At 64.5% G+C, this 24530-nt stretch carries 19 protein-coding genes; 11 read left to right on the top strand and 8 right to left on the bottom strand.

Features of this window, described 5'->3' with window-relative positions:
* Positions 1-4 precede the first annotated feature (4 nt).
* Genes GGD66_RS28460 through GGD66_RS28445 form a run of 4 tightly spaced genes read right to left on the bottom strand, consistent with a single transcriptional unit; the run spans position 5 to position 3226 of the window.
* Positions 5-466 (bottom strand): chemotaxis protein CheW, encoded by a 462-nt coding sequence (locus GGD66_RS28460; RefSeq protein WP_183259681.1) that lies wholly within the window; start codon positions 464-466, stop codon positions 5-7.
* Complete coding sequence (locus GGD66_RS28455; protein WP_183259680.1) at positions 466-2541, bottom strand: chemotaxis protein CheA; 2076 nt, start codon at positions 2539-2541, stop codon at positions 466-468. The genes GGD66_RS28460 and GGD66_RS28455 overlap by 1 nt, the downstream gene beginning before the upstream one ends.
* Positions 2538-2903, bottom strand: coding sequence for a response regulator (locus tag GGD66_RS28450; protein WP_018317043.1), 366 nt, complete (start codon positions 2901-2903; stop codon positions 2538-2540). The genes GGD66_RS28455 and GGD66_RS28450 overlap by 4 nt, the downstream gene beginning before the upstream one ends.
* Positions 2903-3226, bottom strand: coding sequence for a lipid asymmetry maintenance protein MlaB (locus tag GGD66_RS28445; RefSeq protein ID WP_018317042.1), 324 nt, complete (start codon positions 3224-3226; stop codon positions 2903-2905). The genes GGD66_RS28450 and GGD66_RS28445 overlap by 1 nt, the downstream gene beginning before the upstream one ends.
* Before the next feature lie 271 nt (positions 3227-3497).
* On the opposite strand from GGD66_RS28445, the gene GGD66_RS28440 reads away from it, so the two are divergent.
* The 3 genes from GGD66_RS28440 to GGD66_RS28430 all read left to right on the top strand — a co-directional run bounded on the left by GGD66_RS28440 (position 3498) and on the right by GGD66_RS28430 (position 7651).
* Positions 3498-4622 (top strand): HD domain-containing phosphohydrolase, encoded by a 1125-nt coding sequence (locus tag GGD66_RS28440; RefSeq protein ID WP_183259679.1) that lies wholly within the window; start codon positions 3498-3500, stop codon positions 4620-4622.
* A gap of 189 nt (positions 4623-4811) precedes the next feature.
* On the top strand, positions 4812-5480 hold the full coding sequence (locus GGD66_RS28435; RefSeq protein ID WP_177237423.1) for a hypothetical protein: 669 nt from the start codon (positions 4812-4814) through the stop codon (positions 5478-5480).
* A gap of 20 nt (positions 5481-5500) precedes the next feature.
* Positions 5501-7651, top strand: a complete 2151-nt coding sequence (locus GGD66_RS28430) for an adenylate/guanylate cyclase domain-containing protein (RefSeq protein WP_183259678.1) — start codon at positions 5501-5503, stop codon at positions 7649-7651.
* A 26-nt stretch (positions 7652-7677) separates the two neighbouring features.
* Here the strand turns inward: GGD66_RS28430 and pobA are convergent, their stop codons facing one another.
* A complete protein-coding gene (pobA, locus tag GGD66_RS28425) occupies positions 7678-8850 on the bottom strand; it encodes a 4-hydroxybenzoate 3-monooxygenase (protein ID WP_183259677.1) in 1173 nt (390 codons plus the stop codon).
* A 50-nt stretch (positions 8851-8900) separates the two neighbouring features.
* On the opposite strand from pobA, the gene GGD66_RS28420 reads away from it, so the two are divergent.
* Both GGD66_RS28420 and GGD66_RS28415 read left to right on the top strand, forming a co-directional pair.
* Positions 8901-9806, top strand: coding sequence for a helix-turn-helix domain-containing protein (locus GGD66_RS28420; RefSeq protein ID WP_183259676.1), 906 nt, complete (start codon positions 8901-8903; stop codon positions 9804-9806).
* A 355-nt stretch (positions 9807-10161) separates the two neighbouring features.
* Positions 10162-10773, top strand: coding sequence for an NYN domain-containing protein (locus tag GGD66_RS28415; RefSeq protein WP_018317036.1), 612 nt, complete (start codon positions 10162-10164; stop codon positions 10771-10773).
* 24 nt (positions 10774-10797) lie between these two features.
* Here the strand turns inward: GGD66_RS28415 and pcaG are convergent, their stop codons facing one another.
* Together pcaG and pcaH are read right to left on the bottom strand one after the other, a co-directional pair.
* Positions 10798-11424 carry a protocatechuate 3,4-dioxygenase subunit alpha gene (gene pcaG, locus GGD66_RS28410; protein WP_183259675.1) on the bottom strand — a complete coding sequence of 209 codons (627 nt, stop codon included), beginning with the start codon at positions 11422-11424 and terminating at the stop codon, positions 10798-10800.
* A 3-nt stretch (positions 11425-11427) separates the two neighbouring features.
* A complete protein-coding gene (gene pcaH / locus GGD66_RS28405) occupies positions 11428-12216 on the bottom strand; it encodes a protocatechuate 3,4-dioxygenase subunit beta (RefSeq protein WP_018317034.1) in 789 nt (262 codons plus the stop codon).
* Between the two features lie 102 nt (positions 12217-12318).
* Here pcaH and GGD66_RS28400 point away from each other — a divergent pair, with 102 nt between their 5' ends.
* From GGD66_RS28400 to GGD66_RS28385, 4 genes are all read left to right on the top strand, one after another.
* The gene (locus GGD66_RS28400) at positions 12319-13239 is read left to right on the top strand and encodes a LysR family transcriptional regulator (protein ID WP_018317033.1); all 921 of its coding nucleotides are present in this window, start codon (positions 12319-12321) and stop codon (positions 13237-13239) included.
* 87 nt (positions 13240-13326) lie between these two features.
* The gene (pncB, locus tag GGD66_RS28395; RefSeq protein WP_018317032.1) at positions 13327-14631 is read left to right on the top strand and encodes a nicotinate phosphoribosyltransferase; all 1305 of its coding nucleotides are present in this window, start codon (positions 13327-13329) and stop codon (positions 14629-14631) included.
* Between the two features lie 249 nt (positions 14632-14880).
* Positions 14881-16194: a GGDEF domain-containing protein gene (locus tag GGD66_RS28390; RefSeq protein ID WP_183259674.1), complete on the top strand. Its 1314-nt coding sequence runs from the start codon at positions 14881-14883 to the stop codon at positions 16192-16194.
* A gap of 356 nt (positions 16195-16550) precedes the next feature.
* Positions 16551-19148: an autotransporter domain-containing protein gene (locus GGD66_RS28385; RefSeq protein WP_183259673.1), complete on the top strand. Its 2598-nt coding sequence runs from the start codon at positions 16551-16553 to the stop codon at positions 19146-19148.
* A gap of 13 nt (positions 19149-19161) precedes the next feature.
* Here the strand turns inward: GGD66_RS28385 and GGD66_RS28380 are convergent, their stop codons facing one another.
* Complete coding sequence (locus tag GGD66_RS28380; protein WP_183259800.1) at positions 19162-19794, bottom strand: TetR/AcrR family transcriptional regulator; 633 nt, start codon at positions 19792-19794, stop codon at positions 19162-19164.
* Positions 19795-20445: 651 nt separating this feature from the next.
* On the opposite strand from GGD66_RS28380, the gene GGD66_RS28375 reads away from it, so the two are divergent.
* Positions 20446-23850: an acyl-[ACP]--phospholipid O-acyltransferase gene (locus GGD66_RS28375; protein WP_183259672.1), complete on the top strand. Its 3405-nt coding sequence runs from the start codon at positions 20446-20448 to the stop codon at positions 23848-23850.
* A 5-nt stretch (positions 23851-23855) separates the two neighbouring features.
* Positions 23856-24530: a triacylglycerol lipase gene (locus tag GGD66_RS28370; protein ID WP_183259671.1), complete on the top strand. Its 675-nt coding sequence runs from the start codon at positions 23856-23858 to the stop codon at positions 24528-24530.

Below are 24530 nucleotides of genomic sequence, written 5' to 3'. Positions count from 1 at the left end.
CATCTCAATTTAGAATGCGTTCCATGTTCGGAACGATGACGAACTCTTCGCGCCACTTGGCAATGAAGCGAATGAACTCCGGCTTCCAGTGCATGCCGACGCGCGGCGTCTGCTGCACGTCGGTCTGGGAGATCTCCGTGACCTCGTAGACCTTGTCGGCGGTGACGCCGACCAGAACCGGCTCGCCATCGAGCTCGAGCTCGATGACCACGATGCGCGTATCGGCGGAATCATCGAGCTGCGGCATGGCGAAGCGGATGCGCAGGTCGGCGAGCGGAATGACGTTGCCGCGCACGTTGATCACGCTGGGAACGAAGGCGCGCGCGCCTGCCACTTTGGTCACGGGGACGGGATCGATGATCTCGCGCACGAGGCCGGCGTCGAGCGCGAACTTCTCCTCGCCAAGGCCGATCATCACGACCTGCATCGCGTCAGCCTGCCGTTCGCCAGCCAAACCATCGTTCATCACGCCGCCTCGCTGATATGCTGCTTCTCGACCTTCGACTGCGCCAACGCGACAAGCTGCGCGACGTCGAGGATCAATGCCGCCGTACCGTCGCCCAGGATGGTCGCGCCGGAGAACATCGTGACGTCCGAATGCAGCTTTGAGAGCGACTTGATCACGGTCTGGTGGTTGCCGATGATCTGGTCGGCGACGAGACCAACGTGCGTCTCGCCGGTCGAGATGATGATCGTCTTCTGATGACGGTCGGGCGTGCCCGATGCGGTCATGATCTCGCGCAGCCGGAGGAAGGGCACGAGATTGCCGCGCACGTTGAGGAAATTGCGGCCGCGCGAGCGTTCGTCCTCGGCGGTCAGCTCGATGCATTCCTCGACCGCAGACAGCGGAATGATGTAGCGGCCTTCGCCGACGCGGATCAGAAGACCTTCGATGATCGCCAGCGTCAGCGGCAGGCGCAGCGTCACCGTGGTGCCCTGGCCCGGCCTGGTCGACAGGTCGATCGAGCCACGCATGTTCTCGATGGTACGCTTGACCACGTCCATGCCGACGCCGCGGCCTGATAGCGCCGAGATGGTCTGCGCGGTCGAGAAGCCGGGATGGAACAGGAACTGATGGACCTCGTGATCGGTGAGCACGGCGCCAGTCGCGATCAGCCCCTGCTCTTCGGCTTTCGCACGGATGCGCGCGGTGTTGAGGCCGCCGCCATTGTCCTTCACGGTGACGAGCACCTGCGCACCGGAATGGACGGCGGCGAGCTCGATCCGGCCCTGCTCGGTCTTGCCATTGGCAGCGCGCGTGGCGGTGTCTTCGATGCCGTGGTCGACGGCATTACGGATCAGATGCACCAGCGGATCTGCCAGGCACTCGATCATTGTCTTGTCGAGCTCGGTATCTTCGCCCGAGGTGACGAATTCGACGGGCTTGGACAGATCCCGCGACAGATCATGCACGAGGCGGCGGAAGCGGCCGAACAGCGATCCGATCGGCACCATGCGCGCACCCATCGTGGTATCGCGCAAGGAGGAGGCGAGGCGCTCGATCTCCTCGGCGATCATCTTGATCGAGAGGTCGGAGCCGGAGGCGGCGAGCTGGGTCAGCCGCGCCTGGGCGATGACGAGCTCGCCAACGCGGTCCATCAGCTCGTCGAGACGCTCGGCCTGGACGCGGACGGTGGCAATGCCGCGATCGTCGCGCTTGGCCTCGAGCTTCGGTTCAGGCTTTGATTCGGATTTCGGTTCCGCCTTTGCGACCGCCTGCTCGGCGACGGGCGCCGCAGCAGCCTCGACCGGCGGCGCAGGCATTTCGGCCACCGGGGCCAGCTCCTCGTCGAGCAGCTGGAACAGCGGTGCCGGCGCAGGCGCTTCGACATGCTCCAAAGGCGACAGCGTCAGCTTCATCTCGTCCTGGACGAACATGAAGACGTCGTCGATCGCATCCTTGTCGCAGGCCGCGTGCAGCTTGACGTCCCACTTCAGATAGCAGTCTTCCGGCTCCATCTCGTCGAGGAACGGGACGCCGTCGGTAACGGGCACGACGAAGCAGGGGCCGAGCTTGCAGAGGTCTTCCAGCAGGTCGAGCGGGTTCGAGCCGTTGCGCAGGATATGGGTTTCGAATTCCAGATAAAGGTGCCAGCCGGCCTGCTTGGTCCCGGCGGGAGCCAGCGGCGGCGCTTCGGCAATCTCCATCACCGCTGCAACAGGCTGGTCGGCCGAGACGAAGCGCTTGAGGTCGTCGAGAATGGCCTCGCCAATGATGTCGTCGGTCGACTGGGGATCTTCGATCAACGCGCGGATGTAGTCCTTGGCCGCGAGCGCGACCGAGATCAGCTCCTGGGTCGGCTTGATCTCGCCCTTGCGGACACGGTCGAAGGCGGTCTCGAATTCGTGGGTGAAGGAGGCGACCTTGTCGAAGCCGAACATGGCGCCCGAGCCCTTGATCGTATGCAGGGCGCGGAAGGCGGAATCGACCAGTTCGCGGTCATCGGGACGCTGGCCGAGATCGAGCAAGGCCCCTTCAAGGACTTCGAAGAGCTCGCTGGCTTCCTGACGAAAGACCTCGGTCGGGTCCATTGCGCTCATGCGCGCACCAGCTTGCCGACCACGGCGAGCAACTGCTCAGGCTTGAACGGTTTGGTGATCCAGCCGGTGGCGCCGGCGCTCTTGGCTTCCTGCTTCACCGTGTCGTTGGATTCGGTCGTCAGGAACACGATGGGCATGCCGACCGCACTCGGCAGCTTGCGCAGCGCCCGGATCAGCTCCAGCCCGTTCATGACGGGCATGTTGAGGTCGGTGATCACGAGATCGAGCTTGCCGGCCTGCGCCTTGGCGAGGCCTTGCGCACCGTCGCCGGCCTCGATCACGCTGTGACCGGCCGGCTCGAGCACCACCTTGATCATTTGCCGGATGCTGGGGGAATCGTCGACGGTCAGAATCGTGGCCATTAGGTGCCATCTTTCTTTTGCGGGAAATGCTGATCGATCATCGCCTCGCTGGTGAAGCCGGCGCGGCGAAGGGTGTTGCGAAGAGACTGTGAGAATGAGGTCAGCACCACCGGGCGGCCCTGAGCCTGGCCCGTCTTGGCTGTCGACAGCAGAAGCTGGATCGAGGTCACGTCGGCCTTGTCGACGCTCGAACAGTCGATCTCGAGCCGCTCCTGGCGGCCGAACGCCTCGCGAATGAGCTCATAGACATTGCGAATGGCCGCGATGCTGCAATCGGCGGGCAACCGCAACGACCACTTTGGCTCCGTGGGATTGAGCGCCATCGCTGCCCCGCCTTTGCTAAAATTCCACTACTCGTTTGACGCGAATCCGGTGAGCAAACTCCTAACGCGGGCATCCGTACAACTACGGGTCACATTCTCGCGGAATTCGCGCAACTGTATGCAGACGTGTACAACCTCCTGAAATCTTTCATGCGCGGCGCGCATATCCGCGGCGCGGGTGCTCCCGTACGGCGCATTTGCTTCGCGTTAAATTCGCTCGGGCTATGGCTTGGGTTCGTGTCTTTGCCAGCGAAGAGAGCCCCGGCCGCCGATGCTGACCCAAGCGCTTCTGGTTGACGACAGCCGTTCCGTCCTCAACTTCCTGAAACGTCACATCGAGGCCGAAGGCCTGGTCGAGGCCACCACCTTCCTCGATCCCGTGGAAGCGTTGACTTGCGCGCGCGAACGCGGCTTCGATCTCGTGCTGGTCGACTACGAGATGCCGCACATGGACGGCATCAGCTTCATCCGCACCTTCCGTGCCCTGCCCGGCTGTGCCGACATCCCGATCGCGATGATCACGTCGCGGCAGACAGATGACGTCAAGATGGAAGCGCTGCAGGCCGGTGCAACCGACTTCCTGCCCAAGCAGCCGCAAAGCGTCGAGATGACGGTGCGCCTGCGGAATTTGATTCAGCTTGGTGCAGCCGTACGCAAGCTCAACGACCGTGCGGCGCATCTGGCCAGCGAAGTCGCAGCCGCGACGCAAAAGCTCGGCGAACGCGAGGAGGAGATCATCCTGCGGCTCGCACTCGCGGTCGAATACCGTGACAACGACACCGGCGAACACACGCTGCGGGTTGCCCGGTACAGCCGCATCATCGCCGAGCAGCTCGGACTGCCGGCCCGGCTTTGTCGCGACATTTATCTGGCCGCGCCCCTGCATGACGTCGGCAAGGTCGCCATTCCCGACAACATTCTGCTCAAGCCCGGCAGGCTGACCGACGATGAGATGGCGGTGATCCGCACCCATGCAACGATCGGCGAGCGGATCCTGGCGAACTCCGGCTGCGAGCTGATCCAGCTCGGTGCGCAAATTGCCGCAGGCCATCACGAACGCTGGGACGGTGCGGGCTATCCAAACGGTCTGAGGGCAGACGAGATCCCGGTCGCCGCGCGCGTGGTCGCGGTCGCCGACGTCTTCGACGCGCTGACGACGCGACGACCATATAAAGAGCCGATGCCGATCGAGCTGGCTCGCGGCTATTTGGTCGAGAACCAGGGCCGCCAGTTCGATCCGGCCTGCGTCGAGGCTTTCTTGTCGCGCTGGAACGAGGTGGTCGAGATCGCCGCCGGTGAGCGGGCGACGCCATTTCACAAGGCCGAGGCTCCGCTCACTCCGGCCATGGAGGCACCGGCCGAGGGCCGTTCGCCTGAGGTTGTCCCGGCCAGCTGATTTCGCTGTCCGGCCAACAGCTTGGCAATCTTCCTTCGTCGGCGATGGCCGGCTTGAACCACTTCCTGCTAGAGTGCACCAATAATCAAAGAGTGATTCTGGTCACACTTGCCTGGGCGCCCCGATGCTAAAAATCGCACCGGGACGGGGACCTGGCAAAATTATCGGTCGAATTGAATGAGAATAGTCATGAGAAGCCTGATCGGCGCTGTTGTCGGCGCGTTCTGTACTGCGGCCCCTGCCTTGGCAGAGACGCCGGCCGCGATCGTCGAGGATGTGCAAGGCAAGGTCGATGGCGTCGAGTTCATGGACTATGTCGCCGCGGGCAAGATCATCAAGCTCGGGCCCAAGGCCAGCATTACGCTCAGCTATCTCAAATCCTGCCTGCGCGAGACCATCAGCGAGGGCGTCGTGATGGTCGGCGCCGAGCAGAGCACCGTGCAGCTCGGCGACGTGCAGCGTGCCAAGGTGCCCTGTGACACCAAGGCGGCGCAGCTCTCCGAACGCGAGGCGAACCAGAGTGCGGCGACCACGTTCCGGACCATGCGGTCCGATGCCAAGAGCGCACCGTCCAAGCTGCCGACGATTTACGGCGTCGCGCCCCTGATCCAGGCCAAGAGCGGCAGCACGCTGGTGATCGAGCGCACCGACGGCAAGGAACCCACGATCAGCGTGCCGCTCAAGAACGACATCATGATCCGCGGCAAGTTCTACGACTTTGCCAAGGCCGGGAAGTCGCTGACCCCGGGCGGCAGCTATCTCGCAAGCCTCGGGGCCAAGCGTTACACCTTCCAGGTCGATGCCAGCGCAACCGCCTCGCCAACCCCGATCATCGGCCGCCTGCTGCGGCTCGAATAAGCAGACCTAGCGACCGGGCGATGCGGCGGATCGGGGGACGGGACATCGTTGCGGCGACCCTGATTGCGCTCGTGACGGGCGCGATCTTCACGTCGCCGCCGCTTCAGACCCTGCAAGGCCTTTCGCTCGACATCCTCACGGCGATGCGCGGGAGGCTTCTCGGCGACAGCCGCGACATCGCGACATCGCCGGTCGTCGTCGTGGCGATCGACAGTGAAACCTACGACACGCCACCGTTCAAGGGATCGCCGACGCAGACCTGGACGCGCGAGATCGGCCGGGTGCTCGGCAGCGTCACCGAGGGCGGCGCCAAGGTGATCGGCTTCGACGTCATCTTTCCGAGCTCGATCGAGCAATCGGAGATTCCTTTTGGCGACACCGCCGTTGGCGGCCGCATGAAGGGATTCGATCGGGATTACTTGATCGCGCTCCGGCAAATCTCCGACAGCGGCAAATTGGTGCTCGGCGAAATCCTGAGCAATGACCATCCGGAAGTGCCCTATCGCGCCCAGCAAGTCGCCGTGCGCAACACCGTGCGGGCACTCAATGTCCACACCGACCACGACGACGTCATCCGACGGATGCCGCTGAGCTTTGCCATCGAGGGCCGGCCGGTCCCCGCGATGGCGGTCGAGCTCACTGCGCGCGCGACGGGCGCAAAGCCCGAGATTGCGCCCTCTGGCGCGACCGAATTGTCCAGCTATGCGATCCCAAGTGCCGTGCCGAATACAATGACGCTCAACTTCCGAGGGCTGGGACGCGACATCCCGACCTTCTCCTTCGTCGATCTGCGCGCCTGCGTCGAAAAGGGTGACCGCGACTTTTTTCGCCGCGCTTTCGGCGGCAAGGTCGTGCTGCTCGGTACTGTCCTGAATTTCGAGGACCGCAAGCTCACCTCGATGCGCCTCTCCGGCGGGTATGACGGCACGCCGGCGGCACGATGTGCCCTGCCCGCGCCGGCAGGCACTGTGCAAAAGTCTCGCAGCGACGTCGCCGGTGTGTTCGTGCACGCCACCGCGGTCCGAAATCTGATCGAGCGCGATGCCGTGACCGAACTCGGCTTCCCAATGCGGACCATTCTCACGATCGCGTTCGCGGCGATCATCGCCTGCGCGGCCTGCCTGCTCGCACCGAGTGGCGCGCTGCTCACGTGGTCCGCTCTCACCCTCGTTTATGCAGCCATAGCCGTCAGTGCGTTCGTCCATGCCTTGGCGCTGCCGCTGACGGAGCCGGCACTCGCCAGCCTTGCCGCGCTCGCGATCATGATCGGCTACCGATTCATGCTGGCCGATCGCGACGAGCGCTTCCTGCGCAAGAGCTTTGCCTTCTACCTCGCGCCCGAGGTCATCGAGACCATGGTCACCTCCGGCAAGATGCCGGCGCTCGGCGGCGAGATGCGCAACGTCACCATGTTCTTCTCCGACCTCAGCGGTTTCTCGTCCATTGCCGAGACCATGACGCCGGGAGAACTGGTGACGCTGATGAACGAATATCTGTCCGCCATGACGGATATCATCGAAGGCCATGGCGGTTACGTCGACAAATATATCGGCGATTCCATCGTCGCGATGTTCGGTGCGCCGGCCGACGATCCCGCACACGCCGCCAACGCCGTTCGCGCCGCGCTGAAGTGCCATGAGAAGCTGGCGGAGCTCAATGCGGGCAATCCCGTCTTCGCCGGTCACGGCCTGTCGCATCGCATCGGGCTCAACAGCGGCGAAGCCGTGGTCGGCAATATCGGCTCGCGCCGCCGCTTCAACTACACCGTGATGAGCGACACCGTGAACGTCGCCTCGCGGCTCGAGGGCGCCAACAAATATTACGGTACCGCGATCATGGCCTCGGAGACGACCATGACGCAGAGCGGCGACGCCTTTGCCTGGCGCGAGCTGGATGCCATCAGGGTGCTGGGGCGCGGCGAAGCCATCAGGGTGTTCGAGCCGATGGCGGAGAAAGGCGCGGAAGGCGCCGAGCAGGCGAAGGTCGCCGCAGCTTATGCTGAAGGACTGGCGCGCTGGCGCGCGCGGGACTTCGCGAAGGCGGCTGACGCCTTCGGGCAGATGGCGGAGACTGATCCGGCGTCAGCGCTGTTTGCGAAGCGCGCGACGGCATTCACCGCGAATCCACCGCCGCCAGATTGGACCCCGGTCAATACGCTGGAAGGGAAGTAGCGACGTCAGCGCCAGACGCGCCGCGCCTAGAACGGCAGTCCCACGTAATTCTCCGCGAGCAGGCGCTGCGCCGTCTCGGACGAGAGCAGATAGTCCAATTCGGTCTGCTGAAGCCGGTCCTCGTATTCGAGCCGGTCGGGGAAGCGGTGCAAGAGCATCGTCATCCACCAGGAGAAGCGCTGCGCCTTCCAGATCCGCGCGAGCGCCTTGGCGGAATAGCCTTTGAGGCCGGAATCATCGCCGCGCTGATAATGCGCGAGCAGGGCGTGATAGAGATAGTAGATGTCGGACGCCGCGCTGTTCAGCCCGCGCGCGCCCGTCGGCGGCACGATGTGAGCGGCATCGCCGGCGAGGAACAGGCGGCCATAGCTCATCGGCTCGGCGACGAAGCTGCGCAGCGGCGCGATGCTCTTCTCGATCGACGGCCCCGTGATCAGCTTGCCGGCGACCTCCTCCGGCAAGCGGCGCTTCAGCTCGGCCCAGAACGCATCGTCGCTCCAATCCTCGACCTTATCGGTCAGCGGCACCTGGACGTAGTAGCGGCTCAGCACCTGCGAGCGGAGCGAACAGAGCGCAAAGCCGCGCTCGTGCTTCACATATATCAGCTCGGGCGACACCGGCTTGGTGCGCGACAGCACCCCCAGCCAGCCGAACGGATAGACCTTCTCATATTCGCGCAGCACATCCTTCGGGATCGACTTGCGGCTGACGCCGTGGAAGCCGTCGGCTCCGACGATATAGTCGCAATCGACGCGGACGGTCTCACCGTTCGATCGATAGGTCACGTAGGGCCGGTCCGACGTCAGATCATGCGGCGTCACGTCCTGCGCATTGTGCACGACCTTGCCGCCGAGGCGGTCCCGCGCCTCATAGAGATCGCGCGTCAGCTCGGTCTGGCCGTAGACCAGCACCGAACTGCCGCCGGAATGCTTGTGCAGATCGATCTTGGACAGCACGCCGTCATGGGCGATCTCGAAACCGGTGTGGATCTCGCCTTCGCGGTCCATCCGCTCGCCGCACTGTGCCTCGCGCATCAGCTCGGCGAAGCCATGCTCGAGCACGCCGGCGCGGATGCGGGCGAGCACATGGTCGCGGCTGTATTTCTCGAGCACGACCGCATCGATGCCCTTGAGGTGCAGCAGCTGGGATAACAACAGCCCGGACGGCCCGCCGCCGATGATACAGACCTGAACCTTCATTTTCGCGTCCTCCCGTCGGCACTTTTTTGCAGATTTGGCGGCGCAGACCGATGGAGGGTTTCGCCATTGTCTTGTACTATTCGAACATGAGAAGCGCGCTCCCTGCCCGGACGATCCGGGTCTACAATTTGTTCGGCGAGTCCGGCGATCTGCCCGACGTCGTGCATTGCGAGACCATTGCGTCCCGCTCGGTGCTGCACGACTGGACCCTCGCCGTGCACCGTCATGCCCGGCTGCACCAGGTGCTGCTGATCGAGCGCGGCGGCGGCGAGGCGACGCTCGATGGGCGCGTGGTGCCGTTGAAACCGATGCAGATCGTCAACGTGCCTGTCGGTCACGTCCACGGCTTCCGCTTCGTGCCGGATACGCAAGGGTGGGTGCTGACCATCGCCGCGGAAATTCTGGATGAGGCGCTGCTTGCCGCCGAGGGTCTGCGCGGTGCACTGGCCCGCTCAGCCGTGGTGCGCGGAACGCCGCAGATCCGCGCCACCATGAAGCAGATCTTCGCCGAACACGCCGCGCGCGATTTCGGCCGCGCGCATGTGCTGCGGGCGTTATCGTCGGCCATGATCGGGCTGGTGGCCCGCGCGCTCATGAGCGAGAGCGGCGGCAACGGCACGGTCGAATCCAGCCTGTTCCGGCGATTCGAGGCGCTGCTGGAGCAGCATCACCTGGAACGCTGGAGCGTCGCGGACTATGCCGAGGCGCTGGCGGTGACACCGACACATCTCAACCGGATCACGCGGGCGGCGACCGGCGATACCGCCTCGCACCTCATCCTCAACCGGCTGATCCGCGAGGCGCGGCGCAACCTCGTCTACACCAATTTGCCGATCTCGACGATTGCCTACACGCTCGGCTTCGAGGATCCCGCCTATTTCAGCCGGGTCTACGCCGCAGCCACGGGAGTGTCGCCGCGCGCCTTCCGCGCGCAGCTGCATGGCGATGAAGGTTGACACGTCGGACGAAAGACCGAGCGCGCCCATGGATGAAGGCGACATTGCCGCAATGGCCGCCTTTGCTGCCGGTGCAGCCACTTACCTTCGTATATCGGGTCCTATCCTTTGCATAGAAGCCCCTTACCTCAGTACAATTGAGCAGGGCCTGCTCGCGCCTTAGCGTGGCTGCATTCGGCGCCCTGGCGCTGGTGGCATGGAACCTCCCTTACCTTGGCGCAAGACGGCCACCCCTGTCCGGTCGTCTGCGCCGCTTTTTCAGCAAGCCATCGGCGCCTTCAGTATTTTCCGGCCGACATACCGTACCCTGACAGCTGATCGGCCAGCTTTCGTGTGGACTGGAGATTTGAGCACAATGTCTTCGATTGAGAAGATCGCACTCTTTATCGATGGCTCCAATCTCCATGCCACCTCCAAGGCGCTCGGCTTCGACATAGATTACAGGCGTCTGCTCGGCGAATTCCAAAGCCGGGGTGTGCTGTTGCGGGCCTTCTACTACACGACCCTCATCGAGAATCAGGAATATTCGTCGATCCGCCCGTTGATCGATTGGCTCGACTATAACGGATACACCGTCGTCACCAAGCTCACCAAGGAGTTCGTCGACGCCACCACGGGCCGCCGCAAGGTGAAGGGCAGCATGGATGTCGATCTCGCCGTAAGTGCGATGGAGCTCGCCAAGCACGTCGATCAGATCGTGCTGTTCTCGGGCGACGGGGATTTTCGTTCGCTGGTGGAAGCCCTGCAACGCCGCGGCGTCCGCGTGACGGTCGTCTCCACGCTCTCCACTCAGCCACCCATGGTCGCCGACGACCTGCGCCGGCAGGCCGATGTATTCATTGACCTGGCAGAACTGAGACAAAAAGTGGGGCGCGATCCGGTCGACCGGCCGGGATCGCGCGAAATGCGTCAGTCGCCGCAATTCCTCGCCCGCGGAGCGATCAATCGCGGCGATCCGGTGGAGTGATCCTGCCGGACGGCGGCCGGATCCTCACACGTCGAAGAACACCGTCTCCTCCGGCCCCTGCAGATTGATCGTGAAGGAATACACGACCTTGCCGCCGCGCTCGCTGCGCTTGGCGACCAGCGTCGAGCGCCGGGACGGCTGTTCGATCAGGTTGAGCACGGGGTCGGCGGCGTTGGCGGTCTCTTCATCCGAGAAATAGAGCCGCGTGTTGAGGCCGATATTGATGCCGCGCGCGACGATCCAGACATTGATGTGCGGCGCGCATTTCCGGCCCGCCTTGTCGACGATTGCGCCCGGCTTGATGGTCTCGAAGGTCACGAGGCCGCTCTCGAAGTCGGAGCCGGCGCGGCCCCAGCCGCGAAACTCCTGCTCCAGCGCGCCGGCCGAGCGATCGGCCGGATGGTTGTAGCGGCCGCTCGCATTGGCCTGCCAGATCTCCAGCAGCACGTCGCGCAGCGGCGTACCGGTGCCGTCGAGCACCTTGCCTTCCAGCGTGATGCGCTCGCCCTCTGTATTCGGCGTTGTCAGGACATTCGAGAAGTTCTTCTCGAAGATGTCGAAGCCGGCCATCGCCGGGATCAAGCCGATATGGACGTAGGGCCCGGCCGTCTGCGAGGCGGTTTCCTTGAGATAGTTGAGCGGCTGCGGCATGGCTCAGTTCCCCGCGGTGCGGTTTTCAAAATAGGTGGAGCGCTGGCCGCGCAGGACGATGTCGAAGCGGTAGGCCAGCGAGTCGAACGGCGCCGAGGCGTTGAGGTCGAGCGGCGCCACGAGGCGGTCGAGCGCATCCTGGTCCGGAATCGTCGTCAGGATCGGGCAGACCGGGATCAGCGGATCGCCCTCGAAGTACATCTGCGTGATCAGCCGCTGCGCAAAGCCCGAACCGAATACCGAGAAATGGATGTGGGCGGGACGCCAGCTGTTGACGTAGTTGCGCCAGGGATAGGGCCCCGGCTTCACGGTGCGAAAATAATAGTAACCGGTGTCGTCGGTCAGCGCGCGCCCGCAGCCGCCGAAATTCGGGTCGACCGGCGCCAGATAGGTGTCCTTCTTGTGCCGGTAGCGGCCGCCGGCGTTGGCCTGCCAGAACTCGACCAGGGTGTTCGGAACGCCGCGGCCGGTCTCGTCCAGCACGCGGCCGTGGACGATGATGCGCTCGCCGACGGGATCGCCGTCCTTGGCGTAGTTACGGATCAGATCATTGTCGAGCGGACCGAGATCGTTGTGGCCGAACACCGGCCCCGTGATCTCCGAGACCGAGCCCTCCAGCGACAGCAGCGACTGCCGCGGCGAGCGCAGCACCGAGGATTTGTAACCGGGCGCATGCGCGGGCGGATGGATCGAACGATCGCGCTGGAAGAAGCCGCCATCACCAAGCGGCGGCGTCAGGGGCTCGGGGCGGTTGAGGCGGGGATCCCGCAAGGCTGGCGCCTGGGCATTCATCGTGTCTCTCCCTGGGGGCGCCCGGGGTCCGGACGCGCGGCTTATCGGGAGATCATGGAACGGTCTATTCCGCAGATAAATAGATTGATTATAATATATTGCATGAAAGAAATCGATCATTTGGCCCTCGACGGCCACGCCCTCGAACTATTCCTCGCCGTGCTGGAGGAAGGCTCGGTCACGGCGGCCGCCACCCGGCTCGGCCTGACGCAGTCCGCCGTCAGCCACGCCCTGAACAAGCTGCGGCGGATCGCGGGCGATCCCCTGTTCGCCAAGTCCGGCCGCGGCATCGTCGCAACCGCCCATGCGCAAGCGTTGGCCGCAAAGGCGCGCGCACTGATCGACGAGATGCGAAGCTTTGCCGGCGGCGTCAGCTTCGAGCCGCCCCGCGCGCAGCTTTCGCTGACGATCGCGGCCAATGACTTCCAGCGCGATCTGCTGCTGCCCCGGTTCTTCGATCATGTCGCCGGCCAGGTGAAGAGCCTGAATTTGCGCGTGATCCCCTCGCAGTCGCCCTCCCCCGCGATGCTGCGTGAGAACCGCTGCGATCTCCTGATCACGCCGCTGCCGCCGTCCGGCATCGACATCGTGCAGAAGCGCCTGCTGAGGGATCATTACGTCTGTTATTTCGATGCCAAGGCGCGTACTGCGCCGGCCAGCCGCAGCACCTATCTCGCCGCGCGCCACATCACCGTCGTCTATACCGACAATGAGAGGCTCGATTTCGACCGCCGGCTGGCGGCCAACGGTCTTCACCGCGACATCGCGATCTCGGTCCCGAGCTTTTCCGGCGTGCCGTCCTTCCTGCGTGGCTCGCAGATGCTGGCGAGCATGCCGAGCCTGCTCGCATCCGGCGTGATGCGCGGCTTCGCGCAAACGCGGATTCCGCTGGCGTCCCGCACGCGGACCCTGGCCGAGCTGCCGATGTTCATGGTCTGGCACCAGCGCTATCAGAAAGATCCGGCTCATCGTTGGGTCAGGAGCCAGCTCGAGACGGTCGCAGCGACGGCCGCCAAGGCTTGAAGGCCTGATCGCTGATACCGCCTTTCGGAAGACCACCCCTCGCCAAACCCACTGGTTGCGCGCGGGCCGCCGCGCTAAAATCCCCCCATGACAGTGACCGATATTGCGAGCCGGACCTACAATCACAGCTGGCGGCTGGACCCCATCATCCGCAGCCTGCTTGATACCGACTTCTACAAGCTATTGATGTTGCAAATGATTCGGGAAGACTACCCGGATCAGCAGGTGACCTTCTCGGTCATCAACCGCTCGCGCCATGTGCGGCTTGCCGAGATCATCGACGAAGGCGAGCTGCGCGCCCAGCTCGACCATGCCCGCACCATCCGCTTCACCAAGAAGGAGCTGATCTGGCTGGCTGGTAACACCTTCTACGGCAAGACCCACATGTTCTCGGCGGACTTCATCCGCTGGCTGGCCGAATTCCGCCTCCCCGAGTATGAGCTGCGCAAGGTCGAGGGCCAGTACGAATTGCATTTCCACGGACCGTGGACCCACACCACGATGTGGGAGATCCCGGCGCTCGCGATCCTCAACGAGCTGCGCTCGCGCGCGGCGACGAAGGGCCGCGGCCGCTTCGAGCTGGACGTGCTCTATGCCCGCGCCAAGGCCAAGCTGTGGACCAAGGTGGAGCGGCTGCGCAAGCTGGAGAATCTGCGCCTGTCCGACTTCGGCACACGTCGGCGTCACGGCTTCCTCTGGCAGCGCTGGTGTGTGGAGGCGGTGAAGGAAGGCCTGGGTCCGTCCTTCATCGGCACCTCCAACGTGCTGCTCGCGATGGACAACGATCTCGAAGCCATCGGCACCAACGCGCATGAGCTGCCGATGGTCGCCGCGGCACTCGCCAGGGACGACGAGGAGTTGCGCTGGGCGCCCTATCGCATTCTCGACCAGTGGCGCCAGACTTACGGCGGCAATTTGCTGATCGCGCTGCCCGACGCCTTCGGCACCAAGGCCTTCCTGCGCGATGCGCCGGAATGGGTCGCGGACTGGACCGGCTTCCGCCCCGACAGCGCGCCGCCGATCCAGGCCGGCGAGGAGATCGTCGCCTGGTGGGAAAGGAAGGGGCGCAATCCCAAGGACAAGCTGCTTGTCTTTTCGGATGCCATGGATGTCGGCTCGATCGAGGAGACCTATCACCACTTCGCCGGCCGGGTGCGGCTCTCCTTCGGCTGGGGCACCAACCTCACCAACGACTTCGTCGGCTGCCCGCCGGACGGCTCGTTCAATCTCGATCCGATCTCGCTGGTCTGCAAGGTGTCGTCGGTCGATGGCCATCCGGCCGTCAAGCTCTCCGATAATCCGGAGAAGGCGACCGGCATGCCCTCGGAGATCGAGCGGTATCTGCGCGTGTTCGGCGACGCCGGCCGCGTCCGCAAGCCGGTGCTGGTCTAACGGCACCGACGAAACTCTCTCGATCGGGTAAACCGCGCACGACGAATGCGAGGCATTCGTTCGTCGATGCGGCGCCTTGTCCTATTTACCGGCATTTGAAGCGATCTGCGCATATCGGCTTCACAGCGCTTTCACCCTGCGATGCAGTCTCCCGCGCCTTTCAGGCCGAGTTAAGCAACCATATCCTCTACTTGGCGTTGCAGGCGCAGCGCTCCGCTGGGGGTCATTGCGCGATTTGGGGAACGCAGGGTGTTTCGCAGAACAGCGACGTCGACGAAGGGACACAGCTTCCTTCATGTCATCAAGCTCGTCTCACCTTTCGTGATGGTCGTCGTGCTTCAAGCGACGATCGCGGGATTCAGTCTCGAGGTGATGTCGTCGGTCCGCGCCTATGTCGCGGGCGAGGCGATGTGGTCGCGCTCGCAGAAGAACGCCGTCTATTTCCTCAATCTCTATTTGCATTCGGGCGATGCCAGCCAGTTCACGCAATACCAGGCCTCGCTTGCCGTTCCCATCGGTGACGAGTTCGCGCGCTGGGCACTCGAGCGTGATCCGGTCGACGTCGAGGCCGCCCGCATCGGCTTCCTGCAAGGCGGCAACCATCCCGACGACGTGCCGGGACTGATCTGGCTGTTTCGCTACTTCAACCGCGTCAGCTTCCTTCAGGACGCGATCCGCGAGTGGGCTGCCACCGATCCGATGCTGCTGGAGCTGAGCGTGTTCGGCGAGGTCATCCGGTCCGAGCTCGCGAAGGGGCCCATTCAGGACACGAACCGCCTGCAAGTCCTGTCATCGCGGCTCTCCGAGCTCAACGCCCAATTCACGGTGCATGCCAAACGGTTCTCCACGGTGCTCGGCGAAGGCTCCCGCGCCATCAAGCTGGCACTGACCGGCATCAATATCGTCACCGCCGCGGCGCTGATCCTGCTCCTGATCTGGCACACCAGGCGCTTGGTGCTGCAGCGGCAGGCCTTCGAAGATGCCTTGCATGCCGAGAAGGAACGCTTGGGGTGGCAGGCATCGCACGACTGGCTGACCGGCCTGTCCAACCGCCGCGCCTTCGAGGCGCGCCTGCAAAGCGAGCTGGACGTTGCCGCGGCGGGTTCGCTGGGCCTGATCCTGCTCGACCTCGACCAGTTCAAGAACGTCAACGACAGCTGCGGGCACCTTGCCGGCGACAGCCTGCTCTGCCAGGTCTCCCGCCTCCTGCAACAGGATCGGCATCCGCGTGACCTGGTGGCCCGGCTCGGCGGCGACGAATTCGGCCTGATCCTGCCGCAGTGCTCGCCTGCGAACGCGGTCGACATCGCCGAACGGCTGCGGCGATCGCTCGAGCTGTTCAATTTCGCCTGGGACGATCGCTGCTTTGCGGTGACCGCCAGCGTCGGCGTCGCCTGCATCGCGGATCGCAACATCACGCTCGAGGATGCAATGCGGCGCGCCGATGCGGCCTGCTACCGCGCCAAAGAAAAGGGACGCAACCGCGTTCAGGTCGATGGCGGGCGACCGGACGTCGTCGTGGTCGCGCCTTGGCACCGCGAAGCCGCCGCCGCGCAAGGCTGATTGCCGCCCGCGCATCATTTCAATTCGACGGTCGGCCGACATTGCGATCGGGTTGAGTTCGCCTCAGACCGACCCGATGACGTCTCGGTCCACTCTGGCGCGCCGGACAGTGCAGTGATACGGCGCAGTTGTGACGTCGCGGCCACATGGCTTTGAAAAAGCGACGCTCTTCGCATTCGGACACATCACATTGCGCGCCGGGCCACGATGGCCGGCGCCTCCTTCTCTAAGCATGGCACTGCCCAATATTTGCGGCGCGATTCCACGGGTTGCGCCGCAGGAGGAGTTTGGAAGTGCCTTGGAATCGTTTGCTAGCCCCGCGCTATATCGTCCGCTCGAACACGCCCCGGCGGCGCATGCTACTTCTGAGCACCGCGATCGGCGCCCTCGCCGCAAGCGGTTCGCTACCGTGGTTCATCACGCCGGCGCAAGCGGTGTGTGTGGTGACCGGAGCCGGCACGCTGACGACGCTTCAATCGGGTGATTCGATCACCTGCGTCGGGAATAACACCCAGATCAAGACATTCCCCGTGGTCAACGGCGTCACCATCAACATCGGCGACGGCACCACCGCGACCTCAGTGAATGACCCAACTTTTGCGGGCATTGTGCTTCAAACAGCATCCAACAGCTCGATCAGGATCTTCAGCAACGCATCGGTCGCGCCAGCCAACAGCGACGGCATCATCGTGTCAGGCGGAGGCAACAATACAATTACCGTGGATGCGGGTGCCGCAACCGGGTCACCGGCCCTCGGCTCGACGGGGCTTGGTCTGTCCGGTTCGAGCAACAACACCATCGTGATCGGAGGTACGGTTGGAAGCGGCGCTGCCGGAACCTCCGGCATCGGCATCTTCGCCGGCTCCGCGAGCAACCAAGTGAATGTCCTGTCGAGCGGCCTCGTCCAGGGCAACGGCCCGGCGGCCATCGAACTCAACGGCGCGGCAGACGGCAACACCATCAACAACGCCGGCACGATATCGAATGCCTCGGGCACCGCAATCTTCGGCTCTAACAGTCAGGACACCGTCATCAACGCCGGCACGATCATCAACAACATTGTCAGCACGGCTGTCGACCTCAAGGGCGGCAACGACGTCTTCGAGCTCCGCGCTGGATCGAACATCACGGGCTGGGTCGTGGGTGGTAGCGGAATGGACACGTTGCGCCTGGGCGGAACCGCCAACGCGGCGTTCGACCTCAGCACATTCGGTGCGGCCGGCCAGTTCAAGGACTTCGAGATGCTGGAAAAGACCGGCAGTTCGACCTGGACGCTGACGGGCACCACGATGGACGCGGCCGCCATGAACGTCCAGGCCGGCACCCTCATTGTCAACGGCACGATGGCCAACATCGGGACGGTGGTGAGCGGCGGCACGCTCAGTGGCAGCGGCATGATCGGATCGCTCACGGTGCTGTCCGGCGGCAGGGTCGCGCCCGGAAATCTCGGTCAACTCGTCGTCAACAGCAATGCGGCGTTCCAGTCAGGGTCAACCTACGCAATCTCGGTCAACGCGGCCGGACAATCAGACAAGATTGCCGCTGTGAGCTCGACGCTGACCGGCGGCACAGTCGCCGTTAACACGATTGCCGGCGCCTACAATCCCTCGACGCAGTACACCATCCTCAGCACGACGGCTGGCCTCACCGGTAGTTTCTCTGGCGTGACTGTCAGCGGATACAATCCGCAGCTGTTCGCGTCCTTCCTCAGCTATGACGGATTCAGCGTCTTCCTGACGCTCAACTACAACAATGCCGCTTTCCTCTCGATCGCCCAGACGCAGAACCAGAAGGAAGTGGCCGGCGCGCTGAGCGCATTCGGCCCGAACCTGCCCTTCCTGTCGTCTTTCGCGGGCCAGAGCGACGCGCAGCTTCGTCACAATCTCGATCAGCTCTCGGGCGAAGCTGCCACCGGCGCGCACCGCGGCGCATTCCAGTTCACCGGCCAGTTCCTCGGCTTGATGCTCGATCAATTCATGAGCGGGCGTAGCGGCATGGGCGCAGGCGATACAGCACTCGGCTTCGGCCGCGAGCGCGCCGCACTGCCTGAGGATATTGCCCTCGCCTATCGCAAAGCTCTCGGCACGCCGGCAACGAAAGCGCCGGCCTTCGCGGAGCGTTGGGCCGTCTGGGGCACGGCCTTCGGCGGCACCAACCAGACCGGCGGCGATCCGATCGTGATCGGCAGCCACGACCTCGGCGCGCGCGCAGGCGGCGTCGCGGCCGGTGCGGACTATCATTTCAGCCGCGACGCGGTCGTCGGCTTTGCGCTCTCCGGCGGCGGCACCAGATGGGATCTCGCGCAGGCGCTCGGCGGCGGCAAGAGCGAGGCGATCCAGGCCGGCGTCTACACCGCGGTCCGCAACGGGCCTGCCTATTTCGCCGCCTCGCTCGCCGTGGCCAATCACTGGATGTCGACGGACCGCCTGGCGCCGTTCAGCAACCAGCTGACCGCGAAGTTCGATGCGCAGACCGTCGGCGGCCGCATCGAGGGTGGCTATCGCTTCGCGACGCCGATCGGCGGCTTGACGCCATATGCGGCAGCACAGGTGCAGGCGTTTCGCACGCCGACTTATACCGAGACCGATTTGACCGGCAGCGGCTTCGGCCTGACCTATCGGGGGCGTACGGCCTCCGACACGCGCAGCGAACTCGGCGCGCGCTTCGATCGCGCCACGCTGGTTGCACCGAACGCGGTCCTGACGTTGCGCGGCCGCGCGGCCTGGGCCCATGATTGGGTGAGCGATCCGACGCTCGTCGCCGCATTCCAGGCGCTGCCCGGCGCGAGCTTCATCGTGCAAGGCGCGACGCCGGCAAAGGACGCCGCGCTTGCATCGGCCGGGGCCGAGCTGAAGTTTTCGAACGGTGTTGCGTTGTCGGCCAAGTTCGACGGCGAGTTCGCGGCCCGCAGCACCACCTATTCCGGCACCGCGAGCCTGCGATACGCCTGGTAGCACCGGCGCCCGATCAAGACTTCCGCGCGCCGACCGGCAGAATGCCGAGGCCGGCGAGATGGGCGTCGACGAACTGTTCGATCTGCTGACGCAGCATCTGCGGCGGCACGGCCACCATGCGCTCCTCGAGACCGAGCGAGATGATTCCGTGCACGGCAGAAAACAAGGTGCGCGACAACAGCGCGATCTTCACGTCATCCGCATCCGGTAGCAGCCGCACCAGGGGCGGATGCATCAGCGCAAATGCATCCATCACCATCTGCAGGATGTCGTCGGGATAGGGACGGTCGTCCTCCATCCGATGCTCGAACAGCGAGCGCAGCAGATTGGCGTGCTCCGCGAAGAATTCGAGATAGGTCTCGGCAAGCCCGTAGAGCTGGCGAACGGGATCTTCGGCCGGAACCCCGCAAAGCCGGGCCGTGAGCGCCTGAACGGTCTCCCGATTGACGGTCAGGATGACCCCGTCGAAGTCGCCGAACTCGTTGTAGACGCTGCCAACGGAGCAGCCGGCGGCCTCCGCAACGTCCCGAACCTTCAACGATCTCAATCCTTTAGTCGCGATAATCCCCCGCGCGATCTCCAGGATCTGGAGCCGCCGCCGATTTTTTTTCTGATCCCGCAACGATTCTTCTTGAACATTGTTCATTTTCGAGCTACTCATGTGAACATTGTTCAAATTAACCTGGAGACGACCAAAATGCAAACCCTCGCTGTTGATATCGCCGCCACCTTCGTCGACGACGCCACCGCCCTCGTGACCGGCCTTGGCCGCGCCCTGCTGCGGTTCGCCATGACGCCGATCGATCGCATCGCAAATGCCTGCGACATTGCCGGCGTGCTTGCCGAACGCCGGGCGACCTTCCGGATGTGGCGGGCGAGCCGCGACCGCGCCCGTCAAGAGGGCCGCCGATTCAGCCTGCTCCGCCGCCTCTCGCCCTTTCGTCACCTCGCCCATCTCACCTGAGGTGCACGCGACCTGCACACGCGGGTCGGCTCGAATGCAAGAGCTGGTTGCAAGGAAGGACTTACCATGTCCCGATGTTCGCGGCCGATCTTGCCAGACTTCAGTGACGCGGTTCAGCTTTTCCTCATCGCTCGGCGCATACCCGGTAAGGCGCGCCCAGATATTTTGCGAACCTAACGACGCCGCTTGGAGACCAACAGGATCAGAGGGATCGAGGGGACAAGGCAGGCCGGCCATCAGCGCCCGCAATCGTTCGTCCCCTCCCCTTCCGGTCGTGACGCTTCAAAGACAACGTAACGAACCTCATTCTGCCTTTCCAAAACAGGACTAGTCATGATCAGGGAATTGATGTCGTCACGCCGCTTTGCTCCACTGTTCTGGGCGCAATTCTTCTCGGCGCTCAATGACAACGTGCTCAAGAACGCGCTCGTCATCATCCTGCTTTACAGCGCCGCAACCGGGCACGGCGATGCGCTGGTGACGGTGGCAGGCGCGGTCTTCATTTTCCCCTATTTCATCCTGTCCGGGCTCGGCGGTCAGCTCGCCGACAAATACGTCAAATCCGTCGTCGCAAGGCGGCTCAAGTTCGCCGAGATCTTCGCTGCTTGCTTTGCCGCCGCCGGCTTCTTCCTGCACTCGGTGCCGCTCCTGTTCGCAGCGCTCGCCCTGTTCGGCACCATCGCCGCGCTGTTCGGACCCGTGAAATACGCCATGCTTCCGGATCAGCTCGAGCTCGGCGAGCTCGCGACCGGCAACGCGCTGGTCGAAGGCGCGACCTTCATGGCCATCCTGCTCGGCACCGTCGCCGGCGGCCAGTTCGTGGCGGGATCCGCGCATATGGGCTGGGTCGCATCGGCCGTGGTCGTGCTGGCCCTGCTGTCCTGGGCCTTCGCCTCCCGCATTCCGCAGACGACGCCGTCGGCGCCCGATCTGCCCGTCGACGCCAATCCCTGGACCTCGACGGTGAGCCTTCTTAGGACGTTGCATGCCGACCACCGGCTGTGGGACGGCACCGTGATCGTCTCCTGGTTCTGGCTGGTCGGCGCGATCGTGCTGTCGCTGCTGCCGGCGCTGGTCAAGGATGTCGTCGGCGGCACCGAGGGCGTGGTGACGCTGTGCCTTGCGATTTTCGCGATCGGCATCGCCATCGGCTCACTGTTCGCTGCCAGCCTCAGCCACGTTCGCCCGAACCTCGCGCTGGTCCCGATCGGCGCCATCATCATGGGGTTTGCCGGCCTCGATCTCGCCTGGGCCATCGCCGTGACCACCAAGGGGCAGGACATCACCGCGGCCGGCTTCGCGACCTCGTTCGCAGGCCTGCGTATGCTCGTCGACTTCGTCGCCTTCGCATTCGGCGGCGGCTTGTTCGTCGTTCCCTCCTTTGCCGCGGTCCAGGCCTGGTCGGCACCGTCCGAGCGCGCCCGCATCATCGCCGCCGGCAACGTGCTGCAGGCCGCCTTCATGGTGGTCGGCTCGCTGTTCGTCGCGCTGCTGCAGGCGGCCGGCCTTCACATCGGCTGGATCTTCTTCGGGCTCGGCGTCGCCAGCTTCGGCGCAGTCTGGTTCGTGCTGACGAAATGGGGCAAGGAAGGCGTGCGCGATTTCGGCGGACTGCTGTTCCGCGCACTGTTCCGCACCGAGGTTCGCGGCCTCGAGAACCTGCCGCCTGCCGGCACGCGCATGCTGATCGCGCCCAACCATGTCAGCCTGATCGATGGTCCGCTGCTCCATGCCGTGCTGCCGATCGACGCGAGCTTCGCGGTCGACACCGGCATCGCCAAAGCCTGGTGGGCCAAGCCGTTTCTGCGCGTCGTCAAGCACTACACCATGGATCCGAGCAAGCCGCTGGCTGCGCGCGACCTGATCAAGCTGGTCGCCGCCGGCGAGCCGGTGGTGATCTTTCCGGAAGGACGCATCACCGTCTCGGGCTCGCTGATGAAGGTCTATGATGGCACGGCGATGATCGCGGACAAGGCCGATGCGGTGGTCGTACCCGTTCGCATCGAAGGCGCGCAGCGCTCGCATCTCAGCTACCTCAACTCCAGCCAGATCAAGCGCTCGTGGTTCCCGCGTGTGACGGTCACCATCCTGCCGCCGATCAAGCTGCCGGTCGACCCAGCGCTGAAGGGCAAGGCGCGCCGCAACGCCGCCGGCGCCGCACTCCAGGACGTGATGATCGATGCGATGGTCAAGAACGCCATGCTCGATCACACCCTGTTCGAAGCGCTCGGACACGCCTATCGCGACCGTGACACCGGCAAGGTCATCATCGAGGACGCGCTCGGTACCAAGCTGACCTATCGCAAGCTGATCCTCGGCGCGCAGGTCTTGAGCCGGAAGCTCGAGACCGGCACCGACGTGGGCGAGAATGTCGGCGTGCTGCTGCCGAATTCGGCGGGCGTCGCCGTCGTCTTTATGGCGCTGCAGAACAACGGCCGGGTGCCGGCGATGCTCAACTTCTCTGCCGGCCCGGTCAACGTCCTCGCCGCCATGAAGGCCGCGCAGGTCAAGACTGTGCTGACATCGAAGGCCTTCATCGAGAAGGGCAAGCTCGACAAGTTGATGACTGCGATCTCCGCGGAGGCGCGCGTGGTCTATCTCGAGGACGTCCGCGCCTCGATCGGGACGGCCGACAAGATCAAGGGCCTGCTCGCAGGCACCGCGCCGCGCGTCGCCCGCCAGGCTAGCGACCCCGCCGTCGTGCTGTTCACGTCGGGTTCGGAAGGCACGCCCAAGGGCGTGGTGCTGTCCCACCGCAACATCCTCGCCAACGCGGCGCAAGCGCTGGCGCGGGTCGATGCCAACGCCAATGACAAGGTGTTCAACGTGCTGCCGGTGTTCCATTCGTTCGGGCTGACCGGCGGGATGATGATGCCGCTGCTCGGGGGCATTCCAATCTACATGTACCCCTCGCCGCTGCACTACCGCATCGTGCCCGAGCTGATCTATCAGACCGGCGCCACGATCCTGTTCGGCACCGATACGTTCCTGACCGGCTACGCCCGCTCGGCGCACGCCTACGACTTCCGCACCCTGCGGCTCGTGATCGCCGGCGCCGAAGCGGTCAAGGACCGCACACGGCAGGTGTTCATGGAGCGCTACGGCATCCGCATCCTCGAAGGCTACGGCGTCACCGAGACGGCGCCGGTGCTGGCGATGAACACGCCGATGGCCAACCGCCCCGGCACCGTCGGCCGCCTCTCGCCGCTGATGGAAAGCCGCCTCGATCCGGTCCCCGGCATCGAGGAAGGTGGGCGCCTCTCGGTGCGCGGGCCGAACGTGATGCTCGGTTACCTCAGGGCCGAAAATCCCGGCGTGCTCGAAAAGCTTCCCGAGGGCTGGCACGACACCGGCGACATCGTGGCGATCGACGCAGCCGGCTTCATCACCATCAAGGGCCGTGCCAAGCGCTTTGCCAAGATTGCCGGCGAAATGGTGTCGCTGTCCGCGGTCGAAGCCATCGCCGCGACGTTGTGGCCGCAGGCCGCATCGGTCGCCGTCTCGATCCCCGACCCGCGCAAGGGCGAGCGCATCGTGCTGCTGACGACGGAGAAGAATGCCGAGCGTAGCGCGATGCAGGGCCAAGCCAAGACGATCGGCGCGTCCGAGCTGACCGTTCCCGCGGTGATCTTGGTGGTCGACAAGGTGCCGCTGCTCGGCACCGGCAAGACCGACTACGTAACCGCGACGACGATGGCGCGCGAGCAGGCGTCCGCGCCGGAGCGCGAGGTGGCGTAAGGCAGATGCACGAGGCGCCTCATTCAGGCGACGCGCGATGCCCGGGAGTGGTTCTGCTTCACGGCATCGCGCGGACCTCGGCATCTCTGATGAAGCTGGAACGGGCGCTTCGTGCGGCCGGCTTCGCAACGCTCAACATCGACTATCCCAGCCGCAGCAAGCCGATCGCCGCGCTTGCGGAGGATATCCACCCGGCGATCACCCGTTTCGCCGAGCGCGACGCACCGCTGCATTTCGTCGCGCATTCGATGGGCGGGCTCGTCGCGCGCGCTTATATCGCGAGACACCGGCCGGCCCGGCTTGGCCGCGTCGTGATGCTGGGCACGCCGAACAGCGGCAGCGAGGTCGCCGATCTCCTGCGGGGATCTTTGCCCTATCGCAAATTCTACGGGCCAGCCGGGCTCGAGCTCACCACCACGCCTGCGACCGCGCCGAATGCCCTCCCCGCCATCGACTATCCGGTCGGCGTGATCGCCGGAAGCCGCTTCATCGATCCCGTCGCCGGCCTGCTCGTTCTGCCGAAGCCAAATGACGGACGGGTCTCGGTGCAAAGCGCGGGGCTGGCCGGCATGGCCGACCATATCGTCGTGAAGACGTCGCATACCGGGCTTCCGCGCCACGCCGCCGCGATCGCGCAGACCGTCGCCTTCCTGCGCGAGGGCCGCTTTCAACCGAAGTAA

The sequence above is a fragment of the Bradyrhizobium sp. CIR48 genome (assembly GCF_014198315.1).
Classification (GTDB): domain Bacteria; phylum Pseudomonadota; class Alphaproteobacteria; order Rhizobiales; family Xanthobacteraceae; genus Bradyrhizobium.
The sequence above is the reverse complement of the archived record's forward strand: the minus strand, read 5'-3'. Positions and strand labels throughout refer to the sequence as shown.

Excerpts from the sequence above, each read along its gene's own strand:
- GGD66_RS28460 (WP_183259681.1), bottom strand. The coding sequence starts at position 466 with ATGAACGATGGTTTGGCTGGCGAACGGCAGGCTGACGCGATGCAGGTC.
- GGD66_RS28375 (WP_183259672.1), top strand. The coding sequence starts at position 20,446 with ATGATCAGGGAATTGATGTCGTCACGCCGCTTTGCTCCACTGTTCTGG.
- pcaH (WP_018317034.1), bottom strand. The coding sequence starts at position 12,216 with ATGAATGCCCAGGCGCCAGCCTTGCGGGATCCCCGCCTCAACCGCCCC.
- GGD66_RS28415 (WP_018317036.1), top strand. The coding sequence starts at position 10,162 with ATGTCTTCGATTGAGAAGATCGCACTCTTTATCGATGGCTCCAATCTC.
- GGD66_RS28430 (WP_183259678.1), top strand. The coding sequence starts at position 5,501 with ATGCGGCGGATCGGGGGACGGGACATCGTTGCGGCGACCCTGATTGCG.
- GGD66_RS28400 (WP_018317033.1), top strand. The coding sequence starts at position 12,319 with ATGAAAGAAATCGATCATTTGGCCCTCGACGGCCACGCCCTCGAACTA.
- GGD66_RS28450 (WP_018317043.1), bottom strand. The coding sequence starts at position 2,903 with ATGGCCACGATTCTGACCGTCGACGATTCCCCCAGCATCCGGCAAATG.
- pobA (WP_183259677.1), bottom strand. The coding sequence starts at position 8,850 with ATGAAGGTTCAGGTCTGTATCATCGGCGGCGGGCCGTCCGGGCTGTTG.
- GGD66_RS28420 (WP_183259676.1), top strand. The coding sequence starts at position 8,901 with ATGGAGGGTTTCGCCATTGTCTTGTACTATTCGAACATGAGAAGCGCG.
- GGD66_RS28370 (WP_183259671.1), top strand. The coding sequence starts at position 23,856 with ATGCACGAGGCGCCTCATTCAGGCGACGCGCGATGCCCGGGAGTGGTT.
- pcaG (WP_183259675.1), bottom strand. The coding sequence starts at position 11,424 with ATGCCGCAGCCGCTCAACTATCTCAAGGAAACCGCCTCGCAGACGGCC.
- GGD66_RS28440 (WP_183259679.1), top strand. The coding sequence starts at position 3,498 with ATGCTGACCCAAGCGCTTCTGGTTGACGACAGCCGTTCCGTCCTCAAC.
- GGD66_RS28455 (WP_183259680.1), bottom strand. The coding sequence starts at position 2,541 with ATGAGCGCAATGGACCCGACCGAGGTCTTTCGTCAGGAAGCCAGCGAG.
- GGD66_RS28385 (WP_183259673.1), top strand. The coding sequence starts at position 16,551 with ATGCTACTTCTGAGCACCGCGATCGGCGCCCTCGCCGCAAGCGGTTCG.
- GGD66_RS28435 (WP_177237423.1), top strand. The coding sequence starts at position 4,812 with ATGAGAAGCCTGATCGGCGCTGTTGTCGGCGCGTTCTGTACTGCGGCC.
- GGD66_RS28445 (WP_018317042.1), bottom strand. The coding sequence starts at position 3,226 with ATGGCGCTCAATCCCACGGAGCCAAAGTGGTCGTTGCGGTTGCCCGCC.
- GGD66_RS28380 (WP_183259800.1), bottom strand. The coding sequence starts at position 19,794 with ATGAACAATGTTCAAGAAGAATCGTTGCGGGATCAGAAAAAAAATCGG.
- pncB (WP_018317032.1), top strand. The coding sequence starts at position 13,327 with ATGACAGTGACCGATATTGCGAGCCGGACCTACAATCACAGCTGGCGG.